General features: G+C 73.1%; 13 protein-coding genes. 10 read left to right on the top strand and 3 right to left on the bottom strand.

Going from position 1 to position 12890, the window contains the following annotated elements:
• Window positions 1-270: 270 nt before the first annotated feature.
• Window positions 271-1233 (top strand): nucleoside hydrolase, encoded by a 963-nt coding sequence (locus tag K1J57_RS12105; protein ID WP_220564535.1) that lies wholly within the window; start codon window positions 271-273, stop codon window positions 1231-1233.
• On the opposite strand, the gene K1J57_RS12100 is transcribed toward K1J57_RS12105, so the two are convergent.
• Window positions 1220-1675 carry a PaaI family thioesterase gene (locus tag K1J57_RS12100; protein WP_220564534.1) on the bottom strand — a complete coding sequence of 152 codons (456 nt, stop codon included), beginning with the start codon at window positions 1673-1675 and terminating at the stop codon, window positions 1220-1222. The genes K1J57_RS12105 and K1J57_RS12100 overlap by 14 nt on opposite strands.
• A gap of 83 nt (window positions 1676-1758) precedes the next feature.
• Here K1J57_RS12100 and K1J57_RS12095 point away from each other — a divergent pair, with 83 nt between their 5' ends.
• Window positions 1759-2772 (top strand): hypothetical protein, encoded by a 1014-nt coding sequence (locus K1J57_RS12095; RefSeq protein ID WP_220564533.1) that lies wholly within the window; start codon window positions 1759-1761, stop codon window positions 2770-2772.
• Window positions 2773-2791: 19 nt separating this feature from the next.
• Here K1J57_RS12095 and K1J57_RS12090 read toward each other — a convergent pair whose 3' ends face one another.
• Entirely contained in the window at window positions 2792-3409 is a 618-nt protein-coding gene (locus K1J57_RS12090; protein ID WP_220564532.1) for a DUF47 domain-containing protein, read from the bottom strand.
• A gap of 663 nt (window positions 3410-4072) precedes the next feature.
• Here K1J57_RS12090 and K1J57_RS12085 point away from each other — a divergent pair.
• The 3 genes from K1J57_RS12085 to purM all read left to right on the top strand — a co-directional run bounded on the left by K1J57_RS12085 (window position 4073) and on the right by purM (window position 7211).
• Window positions 4073-4534, top strand: coding sequence for a sterol carrier family protein (locus K1J57_RS12085; protein ID WP_220564531.1), 462 nt, complete (start codon window positions 4073-4075; stop codon window positions 4532-4534).
• A gap of 2 nt (window positions 4535-4536) precedes the next feature.
• Window positions 4537-6033 (top strand): amidophosphoribosyltransferase, encoded by a 1497-nt coding sequence (purF, locus tag K1J57_RS12080; protein WP_220564530.1) that lies wholly within the window; start codon window positions 4537-4539, stop codon window positions 6031-6033.
• Between the two features lie 116 nt (window positions 6034-6149).
• Window positions 6150-7211, top strand: coding sequence for a phosphoribosylformylglycinamidine cyclo-ligase (purM, locus tag K1J57_RS12075; RefSeq protein WP_220564529.1), 1062 nt, complete (start codon window positions 6150-6152; stop codon window positions 7209-7211).
• Between the two features lie 147 nt (window positions 7212-7358).
• Here the strand turns inward: purM and K1J57_RS12070 are convergent, their stop codons facing one another.
• Window positions 7359-7580 carry a DUF3073 domain-containing protein gene (locus K1J57_RS12070; protein WP_220564528.1) on the bottom strand — a complete coding sequence of 74 codons (222 nt, stop codon included), beginning with the start codon at window positions 7578-7580 and terminating at the stop codon, window positions 7359-7361.
• A 302-nt stretch (window positions 7581-7882) separates the two neighbouring features.
• Here K1J57_RS12070 and K1J57_RS12065 point away from each other — a divergent pair, with 302 nt between their 5' ends.
• From K1J57_RS12065 to K1J57_RS12045, 5 genes are all read left to right on the top strand, one after another.
• Window positions 7883-8716, top strand: coding sequence for a hypothetical protein (locus tag K1J57_RS12065; protein WP_220564527.1), 834 nt, complete (start codon window positions 7883-7885; stop codon window positions 8714-8716).
• A gap of 700 nt (window positions 8717-9416) precedes the next feature.
• Window positions 9417-9620: a developmental transcriptional regulator BldC gene (gene bldC, locus K1J57_RS12060; RefSeq protein ID WP_013155387.1), complete on the top strand. Its 204-nt coding sequence runs from the start codon at window positions 9417-9419 to the stop codon at window positions 9618-9620.
• A gap of 249 nt (window positions 9621-9869) precedes the next feature.
• Window positions 9870-10811, top strand: coding sequence for an ABC transporter ATP-binding protein (locus tag K1J57_RS12055; RefSeq protein ID WP_220564526.1), 942 nt, complete (start codon window positions 9870-9872; stop codon window positions 10809-10811).
• Entirely contained in the window at window positions 10808-11557 is a 750-nt protein-coding gene (locus K1J57_RS12050; RefSeq protein WP_220564525.1) for an ABC transporter permease, read from the top strand. Before K1J57_RS12055 ends, K1J57_RS12050 begins: the two co-directional genes overlap by 4 nt.
• 7 nt (window positions 11558-11564) lie before the next feature.
• A complete protein-coding gene (locus K1J57_RS12045) occupies window positions 11565-12818 on the top strand; it encodes a sensor histidine kinase (RefSeq protein ID WP_220564524.1) in 1254 nt (417 codons plus the stop codon).
• The last annotated feature ends 72 nt before the right edge of the window (window positions 12819-12890 follow it).

Genomic DNA, 12890 nt, shown 5'->3' with positions numbered 1-12890 from the left:
CAGAGTAACGGGGAAGCCCATTCCACGCATGATTCCGACCACATCAGGCCACCCTCTCCTCTTTCTCGGAGAAGATCCCTGAAAGCCTCATTCGAGTATTGACCCGACCCTTTGCCCGGCTTATCATCCCGCGCGGGAGGGCCGGACCCCGTGCGCCGCACGCGCCCGTCCCGAGACCCGACGTGACGTGGACCGCTCCCGCCGGCGGGGTTGAATGGGACCGGGAGGGGGCCCGCGGCGGGCTCCCGTTCGTTCGTCTGGGGGAACCGCATGACCGTGCCGTTGGTGATCGACACCGATACCGCGCAGGACGACTGCGTCGCCCTGCTGGTCGGCCTGCTGGATCCGGCGGCCGACCTGCGGGCGATCACGATGGTCGCCGGGAACGTGGGCTTCGACCAGCAGGTCCGCAACGCGTTCATGACGCTGAACGTCGCCGGGACGCCCGCGGTGCCCGTGTACCTGGGCTGCCGGCGGCCGCTGGTGCGCGAGTGGGTGAGCGCCGAGGACGTGCACGGAGACGGCTCCGGAGGGCTGGCCATGGCGCAGGAGGGCCTGGTACCGGAGGCCGAGCACGCCGTGGACGCCCTGGTGCGGATGGCCGCCGAGGCCCCCGGCGAGCTGTCGATCGTGGCGATCGGCCCGCTCACCAACATCGCCGCCGCGGTGGTGAAGGACCCCGGCTTCGCGCGGAACGTGAAGTCGCTGTTCATCATGGGCGGCTCCAACAACGGCCGCGGCAACATCACCGCCGCCGCCGAGTTCAACTTCTACGTGGACCCCGAGGCGGCCAAGACGGTGTTCTCCGCCGGCTTCGAGATCACCGTGGTGCCCTGGGACCCGCTCACGCTGCGCCAGGCCGTGTTCGGGCAGGAGCGCCTGGACGAGATCGCCGCGCTGGGCACGCCCCTGTCGCGGTTCTTCACCCGCATCTGCGCGGCGACCCTGGAGTTCGACCGCAGGGTCGGCATCGACGGCACCACGCACCCCGACTCGCTGACCGCCGCGGTGCTGCTCCACCCCGAGCTGGTGCGCAGGGCCTCGCCGTACCACGTGGACGTGGAGACCGCCGGGGAGCTGACCCGGGGCTACTCGGCCATGTCGTGGGGCGTGCACGGCCTGGAGCCCAACGCCCGGGTGGTCGAGGAGATCGACTCCGAGGCGTTCTACGAGCTGATCAAGGGCGTGCTGGCCCGCGAGACCGCGCCGGAGCGCGAGATCACCGGCCTGTGAACGTGATGACGCCCTGGGCGGCGGCGACGGTCGTCTCGCCGCCCTCGGCGTCGGCCATCACCAGGTCGCAGCGGCACAGGGCGCGGCGGCGGGTGTGCTCGACCACGTGCGCGCGGGCGCTGAGGCGGACGCCACGGGCCGGGCGCAGGTACTCGATGGTGAAGCCGCCGGTGAGGACCGACGGGCCCAGCACGGTGCCCCCGGCGAAGGTGAGCGCGTTGTCCGCGGCGTAGGAGAGCACGCCGCCGTGCAGGAAGCCGTTCTGCTGGAGCAGCTCGTCGCGCACGTCCAGTTCCAGGACCGCGTCGCCCGGGGCGAAGCGGGTGACCCGGGCGCCGATCAGCCTGCTGAACGGCTGGGCGTCCAGCACCGCCGCGGCCAGGGCCAGGGCGTCGGCCCCGGAGAGCGGCGCGGTTCCGGGCTCGGGGTTCTCGGTGGACATGCGGTCCCGCTTTCTTCTACGCGCTTTGACCCTTTTGTGGGGATATGTCACCTAGGGTCCGCCTCAGGGGAGGAGGATCCACCGTGCAGACTTCCACACTCGCCTCCGCCGCGGCGGCCGCGGCCCTGGTGTACGCGACCGCCTGCGGCCCCGTCGGTGTCGACACCACCGGCGGGGAGGGGGAGCGGACCGAGACCGCTCCCCCGCCGTCGGGGAGCCCGTCCGGGCCCGCCTCGGAGCCCCCGTCGCGGCCGCCCGGCGGCCAGGGGGAGCAGGAGGGGTCCGACAGCGGTCCGGGCAGGACGGAGGAGCCCGGCGGGGGCGCGGCCGTCCACCTGCCCCTGGGCGGCTCCCACACGTTCGCGGACGGCTTCTCGGTGAGCATGGGCCCGGTGGAGCGCCGGACGGAGGGGGACGAGGACCGGCTCGCGCCCCGGGAGCCCGGGGACGGCGCCACTCCGCGGGAGGGGCCGCCGGAGGGCGGGGAGTCCCCGGAGGAGCCGGATGAGGGGGAGTCTCCCGGGGAGCCCCCGCAGGACGGGCCCTCCGGCGGGGAGTCCCCCGAGGACGCCTCCCCTGGGGAGGAGGGATCCGGCGGGGAGTCGCCCGGGGACACCGCCCCCGGGGAGGAGGGGACCGGCGGGGAGTCCCCCGAGGGCACCGGCCCCGCCGAGGAGGAGTCCGCCGAAGGGGACGACCCCGCCGGGGAGTCCCCGGAGGAGGTCCCCGAGCAGCCGAGCGAGGGCCCCGGGGAGGACGAGTGGGGCGAGGAGGAGACCCCGCGGGAGCCGCAGTACGACGCCCTGCACTACTTCGCCTGGACGGTCACCGCCACCAACGGCACCGGCGCCCCCGTGCACACCGGATCGCCGCTGGACACCTGCGCCGTCGGCGATCCGCTCCAGGAGTCCATCGCACCCGCCATGGGCGAGAGCGTGGACCCGCCGCGGAGCCTCGCACCCGGCCGAAGCGGGAGCTGGGACGCGGACTGCCTCATCACCGAGGGCGACGTGCCCCTGCGGTGGACCCTGGAGTTCTACGACGAGGAGGGCGAGCCGCTGTACCCGCCGCTGGTGTTCTCCGGCGACGTGCCCTGAGTCCCGGCCGGGGCGCGGCTCAGCCGTTCTTGACGACGATGCTCTCCACCGTGTTCGCCACGTGCTCGAACGCGTCCGCGGCCGTCTCCAGCTCCTCGATGACGTCCTTGAGCTTGAGCACCGTCAGCGCGTCGTACTCGCCGCTGAACAGCTTGGCCAGGAGCTTGCGGTAGATCCTGTCCGCCTGGTTCTCCAGCTGGTTGATCTCGATCCAGTACCGGGTGAGGTCCTGCATGGTGCGCAGCCGCGGCATGGCCTCGGCGGTCAGCTCGGCGGCACGCTCCAGCACCTCGATCTGGTCGATGATGCCCTTGGGGAGGCGCTCCAGGCCGTACAGGCCGATGAGGTCGACCGCCGCCTCCATCGAGTCCATGACGTCGTCGAGGTTGGAGGCCAGCCGGTAGATGTCCTCCCGGTGCATGGGGGGTGCCGAGCTCTTGTTGAGGCGGCGCATGATCGCGTGCGTGGCGTCGTCGCCCGCGTGCTCGCAGGCGCGCATCTTCTCGGTGATGGCCTCTCGGTCGGCACCGTCGCTCATCAGCTCCACCAGAAGGCGGGCCGCGATGACCAAATTGTTCGCCGAATCGGTGAACATCTCGTAGTAGCTGTCATCACGCGGGCGCAAACGCAGGCGCACGTCGTCTCTCCCGATGGTGCGGTGGGTCTTCCTTGGTGGATGTTAAGCGGGTCCGCCGAGCGGCTCGTCTTGACGCGAGGGTCCGTCGCGTCGATCGCGTGCGCGGTCATCCCTCGTTCACTCGGCGGCACCGGTGCGTGGAACTCCCTGGGGGAAGGGGCCCATCGCATTCCTCCCAATCTCAACGACACCGGGACGGTTCGGGACGCTACCGTGTTCCGGGCCCGCTGACCAGCGGTGCGCTGAGACACGAATCACCCGATCGGTGGGAGACCGGTGGACGCCGACCCCACGGTTCTCCGATGTCCACTTTCGGGCCATTGGGCGGCAATGGCAAGTATCCCCCTCGTTCACCCGCCCGTTGCCCGGCACCGGCCGATCCGGTCCCCCGGACCCCCGGCCGCCACCTCCCCGACGCCGTCCGGGGCCTGTTCCCGGGTGTTCTCCGGTGTCACCGGGGCCGGAGGCCCCAGAAGGGCCCGTGGTCGCGGGCCTCCGGCCGGGGACGGCGGGCGGGCCGAACCGGAGCGGGGCCCGGAGAACACGATCCGGGTGCACCGGCCGGGGAGGCCGGTGACACCCGTCCCGCCTCACACGAACGGAGAGGGCCTCCCACCTCCCGCGTTCCCGACCTCTCGGGCCGGTGCATCTAGGCTCGGTCCCATGCCGTCCAACCTCACTCCCGCACTGGTGCGCCGGGTCCGGCTGGCCCTGGCCGAGGCGGGCGCCACCACCCCCGAGAACCTGGGACCCGAAGACGCCGTGGCCCTGCTCGTGCGCACCGCGATGGCCCCCGGCGTCGCGCCCAAGCTGGTGAAACTCGCCGTGCGGGCCTCCCTGGCCCTGCTCGCCGACCGGGCGCCCGGCAACTCCCTGGAGGTCCGCGTCCCGCCGTTCGGAGCCGTACAGGCGATCGAGGGCCCACGTCACACCCGGGGCACCCCTCCCGGTGTGGTGGAGACCTCCCCCGCCGTCTGGCTGCGCCTGGCGACGGGCGGAACCGCCTGGGGGCAGGCGATCGCGGACGGGGAGGTCCAGGCCAGCGGTACCCGCTCCGACCTGTCCGAACACCTGCCCCTGTGGCCCCGGGTGGTCCCGCCCTCGTCCCCAGGCACTAAGCTGTGAGCGTGTCGTACTCCGACGGCCGGCTCTCCATGGACCTCGATCCGCTCGAACGCGGCCCGCAGGACGCCTGCGGTGTATTCGGGGTCTGGGCTCCCGGCGAAGAAGTCAGCAAGCTCACCTACTTCGGTCTCTACGCATTGCAGCACCGCGGACAGGAATCCGCGGGCATCGCTCTGAGCGACGGGGAACGGATCGTCGTCTACAAGGACATGGGACTGGTCTCCCAGGTCTTCAACGAGGCGACCCTGGACTCCCTGCGCGGCCACCTCGCCATCGGCCACTGCCGCTACTCCACCACCGGCTCACCGGTGTGGGAGAACGCGCAGCCGACCTTCTACACGGCGCGCGAGGGGGGCCTGGCCCTCGGCCACAACGGCAACCTGATCAACACCCCGGAACTGGCCGCGCTGCTGCCCGACACCCGGCGCAACGCGACGACGGACACCGAGGTCCTCACCAACCTGCTGGCCTCCCGGGCCCGCGACGGCAGCACCGTCGAAGAGGCCGCCATGGAGCTGCTCCCGCAGGTCCAGGGCGCCTTCTCCCTGGTGTTCATGGACGAGAACACCCTGTACGCGGCCCGCGACCCGCAGGGCATCCGCCCGTTCGTGCTGGGCCGCCTGGGCGAGACCTCCGGCGCGGGCGGCTGGGTGGTCGCCAGCGAGACCGCCGCCCTGGACATCGTGGGCGCCGAGGTGGTCCGCGAGATCGAGCCGGGCGAGCTGCTCACCATCGACGAGCGCGGCGTCCGGTCCCGCCGGTTCGCGCCCGCCCGCCGCAAGGGCTGCCTGTTCGAGTACGTCTACCTGGCCCGCCCCGACACCACCATCGCCGGGCGCAACGTCAACTCCACGCGCGTGGAGGTGGGCCGCCGCCTGGCCAGGCAGCACCCGGTGGACGCCGACCTGGTCATCCCGGTGCCCGAGTCCGGCACACCCGCCGCGGTCGGCTACGCCGAGGAGAGCGGCATCCCGTTCGCCCAGGGCCTGGTCAAGAACTCCTACGTGGGCCGGACCTTCATCCAGCCCAGCCAGACCCTGCGCCAGCTGGGCATCCGGCTCAAGCTCAACCCGCTGCGCGAGGTCATCCAGGGCCGCCGCCTGGTGGTCGTGGACGACTCCATCGTGCGCGGCAACACCCAGCGGGCCCTGGTCCGGATGCTGCGCGACGCGGGCGCCGCCGAGGTGCACGTGCGCATCTCCAGCCCGCCCGTGCTGTGGCCCTGCTACTACGGCATCGACTTCGCCACCCGCGCCGAGCTCATCGCCGCGAACCTCTCGGTGGACGAGATCGCCGCGTCCGTGAACGCCGACAGCCTGGCCTTCGTCGAGCTGGACGAGCTGATCGCCGCCACCACCGTGCCCAAGAACGACCTGTGCCGGGCCTGCTTCGACGGCGTCTACCCGATCGAGGTGGACCCCGCCGCGCGCGGCAAGTACCTGCTGGAGAAGTCCTGCGGGACTCCCGAGGGATCCACCCTGGCCACCAGCACCAAGTAACCGTCCGCACGGCGTCACCGCCGTGCGGACGTCCGCCGTGCCCCGGATCCGACCGCGGGGCCGGCGGGCCGTCCGGCACAACGAGCACCAACCATCACAGCACGAGGAGAACTCGCGTGGCAGCCGACAGCAAGACCACGGGGGCGTACGCCGCCGCGGGCGTCGACATCGCCGCCGGGGAGCGCGCCGTCGACCTGATGAAGCGCCATGTCGCGCGGACGCGGCGCCCCGAGCAGGTCACCGACGCCAGCGGATTCGCGGGCCTGTTCCGCCTGGACACCGCCAGGTACAAGGACCCGGTGCTGGCCACCTCCACCGACGGCGTGGGCACCAAGGTCCTGCTCGCCCAGAAGCTCGACCGCCACGACACCATCGGCATCGACCTGGTGGGCATGGTCGTCGACGACCTGGTCGTCAGCGGCGCCGAGCCGCTGTTCATGACCGACTACATCGCCTGCGGGTCGGTGGTCCCCGAGCGGATCGCCGAGATCGTCGGCGGCATCGCCGAGGGCTGCCACCAGGCCGGGTGCTCCCTGATCGGCGGGGAGACCGCCGAGCACCCCGGGGCGATGGGCCCCGAGGAGTACGACCTGGCCGGCGCCGGGACCGGCGTGGTGGAGGGCGACGCGATCCTGGGCCCGGACCGGGTCCGCGAGGGCGACGCCGTCATCGCGATGGCGTCCTCGGGCCCGCACTCCAACGGCTACTCGCTGATCCGCCACATCGTGGACACCGCGGGGCTGGACCTGCGGGCGCACGTGCCGGAGCTGGGCGGGGAGCTGGGCGAGGTACTGCTCACCCCGACCCGGATCTACGCCAAGGACTGCGTGGCGCTGACCGGCGCCGTGGAGGTGCACGCGTACTCGCACATCACCGGCGGCGGGCTGGCCGCCAACCTGTCGCGGTCGCTGCCCGGCCACCTGGACGCGGTGCTGGACCGCTCCACCTGGACGCCCGCCCCCGTGTTCGGCCTGCTGGCGGAGCGGGGCGGCGTGTCGCGGGAGGACATGGAGGCCACGTTCAACATGGGTGTGGGCATGGTGGCGGTCGTCGCGGCGCAGGACGAAGGGCGCGCCCTGGACGTGCTCTCCGAGCGCGGTGTCCCGGCCTGGCGCCTGGGCACGATCGTGTCCGGTTCGGGGCTGGCCCGCCTGGACGGCGAGCACCCCGGCGCGTGACGGACGCGAACATAGCCGGTGCGAACCACCGCAGTGGTTCGCACCGGCTATATCCACCTGTCCGGCCCGGCCCCTGGTGGGGGACCGGTGGTGTCCGCAGGTCTGCTGTGTTGCCCGAGCGACCTGGAAGCCCCGCCCGACGTACTGCTACTTGTCGGACTCCGAGTACTTCTCGGCGAGATCCGCGTAACGGTCGATCAGGTCATCGTGAGAATCCGCGTAGGAATCGTCCGGACCCGGTCCGGTCGGTCCCTCATCCTCAGCGACACCCAGCTCCGACCGCAGCCGATCAAGGTCGGTCCCACCGGTGCTGTACTTGAGCTTCCGGGCGACCTTCTGCTGCTTGGCCTTGGCTCGGCCGCGCCCCATTGGCTCGACCCCCTCAACGATGGGGTTCCGACGGAACCCCGGATCACTTAACTAACCCGCACTGAACGGGCTGACGGCCGTCAAACGCGACTGACGACAGGCGTCAGCTTACGTACACGTACAACCGTACCTGGTCGGGCCCCGCCGTGCCTACGCCACCCGGGTGTGACGGATGTGGTGCGGGGACGCGGCACGCCCCGGGGCGCCGCCGGTCGCCACGCTGCAAACCCTGCCCGACCGGCGGATACGGGGTTCGGGCGTGGCGAGTGCCACACGGCGGGATGTGTGCCACGATGCGTTCCGTGCTGCCCTACACCGCCTATCTCCGCGTCTATCAGCCGATCGAGTCGTTCGCGCCGGACGAGCGGAGACGCTGGGAGGAGTACGCGCGGTCCCCCGACCGGCCGCGCCGCGCGCACGCGCTGGCCGCCGAGCAGGCCGAGAGCCTGGGCCGGCTGGTGGTGACCCCGCCGGTCCTGGCGCCGCGCGAGGAGAGCCGGAACGCGTACCTGCGCCGGGTGGAGGGGCGGCTGTACGTGTGCCCCTGGGAGACCCGGCTGCGGTCGTGGCGGGCGTTCGCGGACTTCGCGGAACAGGTCCCCCCGGCGCTGAGCGAGGCGTTCGTGTCCGAGCGGGAGGCGGAGCGGGTCGAGGACGGGTACCGGGAGTGGCGGGCCTCGGGCGCGCGCCTGAGGCCGGGGATCCTGTCGAGCAACTGGGCGGTCCCGGTGGCGTGGTTCGTGCCCTTCTCGGACGGGGAGCGGCGCCTGGTACCCGAGACCGGCCCTACCCGGGCCCTGCTGTACCTGACGCGGACCGCGACGGGCCTGGAGCGCCTGGAGCGCACGGCGGCGGTGCTGACGGAGTACATCGGGCGGCACGCCGTGTCGGCGGCCACGGAGGGTCTGGTGGAGTGGCTGCGGGCGGTGGCCCATCCGGGTTCGCTGCTGGAGCTGGACTACGGCGGCCTGGTGCACCTGCTGGACGACGAGCACCTGGCAGGGGAGCGCTCGGTGGCGGAGGTGGCCGCCGCGGTGGAGGCGCTGGCCGCCGGCGACGCGGAGCGGGTGGTGGAGCTGCGGGACCGGCTGCTGCGCAGGTGGAGGTCGATCCGCGCCCTGGAGCACGCCAACTGAGGGTGATGAGATGCCCAGGTTTTCGTGGACACCGGCCCCGGGGTGTCGTGAAATTCCGGCGCCGGCACCCCCGCGACGCGCCGCCCGCGAACCTGGTACACCAGGTTTCTTTCCGCCCGGCGTACCCGTTTGCGCACGTGACAACGGTGCGAGCCCGGACGTCGTCCGCGCACGACATCAAGCGTGGTGAAACTGGGCATAACGCCCGTTAGTGATCGACGTAGACTGTAGCCGTCCGATCACCGAAAGCACCGCCGTCCATCGGAGAACCCCTACCGCGCGGGCGATCCCGCGCGACCCGACCGCCCCGGGGCGGCCCGCGGAGGGGGATCCCGCCCCCGGCGGCCCCGCCCTCCCCCGGCGGGCCGGCCGAAGGCGCGACCCAGCGGGCAGCAGGCCTGGCACCGGGGTTTCGGTCAGACCTCTGTAGCACTTCGTGACCTCCGGATCGAGAAAAACAAGGCCCGAGAACGAAGTTTTGACCGAATACGCCACATGCCACTAAACGTGTCGCTAGAATCACTTAGCGTGACGCAGCCACGGGCGGCTTTCCAGGGCCTCCCATGAGCAAAGTTGCTGAAAGTGGCTGCACCATCACCTCGGGTGATGCCAATATGGACTCATATTGGACATCCGGGCGAAGCGCCAGGATCACAGGCTCAAGGATCGGCACACAGATCCAGGAGGAGAGGCCGTACACATGTCAACTCGCACGCCCGAGGCGGAGCCCCTGTTGACCCCCGCCGAGGTTGCCACCATGTTCCGCGTGGACCCCAAGACCGTGACGCGCTGGGCCAAGGCGGGCAAGCTGACCTCGATCCGCACCTTGGGCGGACACCGTCGCTACCGTGAGACGGAGGTCCGTGCCCTGCTGGCCGGCATCCCCAGCCAGCGTACGGAGTGATCTCCCCGGTCTGAGCCGCTGGTTCCGGGGGGAAACGGCCGGACGGGCTCCGGCCGTGCAGGCAGGCTGACAAGACCCGAGGGCGGGCCTTCACCGAGAAGGCCCGCCCCCTTGTGCTCCCGGGGCGCCTCCGGGACACGGCGCCACGGGCCCGCACCCGCTCCCACCTGCGGATGGGACATTCGTACCGGCGGGGTCCGTACATTTCCATCTACAGCGGGCCCCCGGCCGCTCCGTAGCGTTCGGGGCATGGACAGGACGCAGGCGGCACCCCCGGCCGTGGAACTCAACGGGGTCGTCAAGGAGTTCGGCGCGGTGCGCGCCGTGGACGGCGTGGACCTCGGCATCGGCGCCGGCGAGCGGGTCGCGCTGCTGGGCCGCAACGGCGCCGGCAAGTCCACGACGGTCGACATCCTGCTGGGGCTGGACACCCCCACCTCCGGGACCGCCCGGCTGTTCGGGGGCACCCCCCGCGCGGCCGTCGACGCGGGCCGGGTCGGGGCGATGCTCCAGGACGTCCGGCCCGTCCCCCGGGTCACCGTGCGCGAGCTGGTCGGGTTCGTCGCCGGCACCCACCGCGCCCCCATGCCGGTCGCCGAGGCCCTGGAGCTGGCCGGGCTGACCGGGGTGGCCCGCCGCCGCGCGGACCGCCTCTCCGGCGGCCAGACCCAGCGGGTGGGCTTCGCCCTCGCCCTGGTCGGCGACCCCGACCTGCTGATCCTGGACGAGCCCACGGCCGCCCTGGACGTGGCCGCCCGCCGCGTGTTCTGGGATTCCGTGCGCGCCCTTACCGAGCGCGGCACCACCGTGCTCTTCTCCACCCACCACCTGGACGAGGCCGACCTCAACGCGGACCGGGTCGTGGTCATCGACCGCGGCCGGATCATCGCCGACGACGCCCCGGACCGCATCCGCCGCTCGTTCGGGACCGGGGTGGTGTCCTTCGCGCTGCCCCACGGCGCCGAACGCCCCGCGGGCCTGGAGGGCCTGCCCGGAGTGGTGTCCGTGGAGGACCTGGGCGGCCGGATCCGGCTGCGCACCGCCGACTCCGACGAGACCGTGCACGCCCTGAGCGCCCTGGTCCGGGTGCGCGACCTGGAGGTCGCCACCGCGAACCTGGAGGACGCCTTCATCGGCATCACCTCCGAGCCCGCCCCCTCCCCCGCCCGAGCCCGGAAGGCCGACCGATGACCCGCACCGCCGCCCTGCTGACCGCCTACGTGGGCCTGGAGCTCCGCCGCACCTACCGCGACCCCGGGTTCATGATCTTCGGGCTGGGCACCCCCGTGCTGATGTACGTGCTGTTCACGAGCATCGGCCGCGGCGACGGCCCGGCCGACCCGGGCTGGGCCGTGGTGTCCATGGTGGGCCTGGCCGCCTACGGCGCGCTCGGCTCCGGGCTGTCGGCCGGGACCGCCGTCGCCGAGGACAAGGGGACCGGCTGGCTGCGCCTGCTGCGCCTGCTGCCGATGCGTCCATGGACGGTGGTGGCCGGGCGGGCGCTCACCGGGTCGCTCATGGTGCTGCCCTCCGTGCTGCTGGTCCTGGCCACCGGAGCGCTGCTGAACGGCGTCCGGCTGGAGGCCTGGCAGTGGGCCGTGCTGCCGCTGCTGCTGTGGATCGGGGCACTGCCGTTCGTGCTGCTGGGCATCGCCAACGGGTACCGGCTGTCGCCCTCCGCCGCCGGGACGACCAACATCGTGGTCAACCTGCTGCTGGCCCTGCTCGGCGGCCTGTGGTTCCCGCTCTCGGAGTTCCCGGGGGCGCTGGCGGACCTCGCCGCCTGGTCTCCGGGCCACCTGTTCGGGGCGCTGGGGTGGGCCACCGTGGACGGGGCCGCGCCCTCCCCCGGTACCGTGGCGGGGCTGCTCGGGTGGACCCTGGTGTTCGGGGCCTACGCGGTGCACTCCTTCCTGCGACCGGCGACGAAGGGCTAGGAACGCGATGGACGACCGGTCCGGGGGCGGTGGGGCGGCCGGCGCCGCCGGCGGTGGCGGTGGCGGGGACGACCGCGAGGGCTGCGGTGTCGTGGACCCGGTCGCGGCGCTGGGACCGGTCGGGCCGCCCGGGCGCACCGGGTACCTGCCCGGGCTGCTGCTGACCGCGGGGGCCGTCACCGACCTGTTCGACGGCGCCCGCTGGCCCTGGTTCGGCTGGGCCGGGCTGCTGGCGGTCTCGGCCCTGTACGCCGCCGTGGTCACCCGGGACCTCTCCCCGCCCCGGTACGCGGGCCGGGGCCTGCTCTGGCTGCTGGCCGCCCAGGCGGCGCTGACCACGGTGCTGGCGCTGGTCTACGGCGACACCTGGGTGTTCCTGTTCATGATGGCGGCGCTGGCCTGCGGGACCGCCCTGCCGACGGTGCCGCTGGTGGGCGCGCTGATCGTGCTGGGCGGGGCGGCCGGGGTGATCGCCGGGCACCGGGGCGACGCCCTGTGGCTGCCGATGGTCTCCGGGTACGGCACGTTCATCTCGGGGGTCATGGTGTCCGCGCTGCTGGGGCTCAACGAGACCGTGCGGGAGCTGCGCCGGACCAGGGAGGAGCTGGCCCTGGCCGCGGTGGACCGGGAGCGGCTGCGGTTCGCCCGCGACCTGCACGACCTGCTCGGGCACAGCATGTCGGTGATCGTGGTCAAGGCCGAGGCGGTGCGCAGGCTGGCCCCGCGCGACGCGGCGGCCGCCGCCGCGCAGGCCGCCGACATCGAGGAGGTGGGGCGGCGCTCGCTGACCGAGATCCGGGAGGCGGTCTCCGGGTACCGGGAGGACGGGCTGACCCGCGAGCTGGAGCGGGCGGTCCCGGCCCTGGAGGGGTCCGGCATCGCCGTGGCGGTGCGCCGGTCGGGGCCGCCCGTCCCGGCGCGGGCCGAGGCGGTCCTGGGCTGGGTGGTACGCGAGGCCGTGACGAACGTGCTCCGGCACAGCGGCGCCGCGTCGGCGGAGCTGTCCGTGGAGCACGCGGACGGCACCGTCCGGGTCACCGTGGCCGACGACGGCGGGGGCGGTCCCGCGCCCGGCGGGGACCCGCGGGACGGGCGGCGCGACGGCCCGCGGGAGCGGAGCGCCGGCGGGCACGGGCTGGCCGGGCTCGGCGAGCGGCTGGCCCTGGCGGGCGGCCGGCTGGAGAGCGGGGCCCTGCCCGGGGGCGGGTTCCGGGTGGTCGCCGAACTCCCGGTGGCGGACGGGGAGGCGCGGCTCCCCTGAGGGGGCGGGGCGGCCGGGCGCGCCCGAGGCCCGCGGGGTTCGCGGGGTTCGCGGGGCCCGCAGGGTTCGCGG

The organism is Nocardiopsis sp. MT53, assembly GCF_019598965.1.
Lineage (GTDB): Bacteria > Actinomycetota > Actinomycetes > Streptosporangiales > Streptosporangiaceae > Nocardiopsis > Nocardiopsis changdeensis.
Note: the sequence above shows the minus strand (reverse complement) of the source record. Positions and strands in the feature narration are given on the sequence as shown.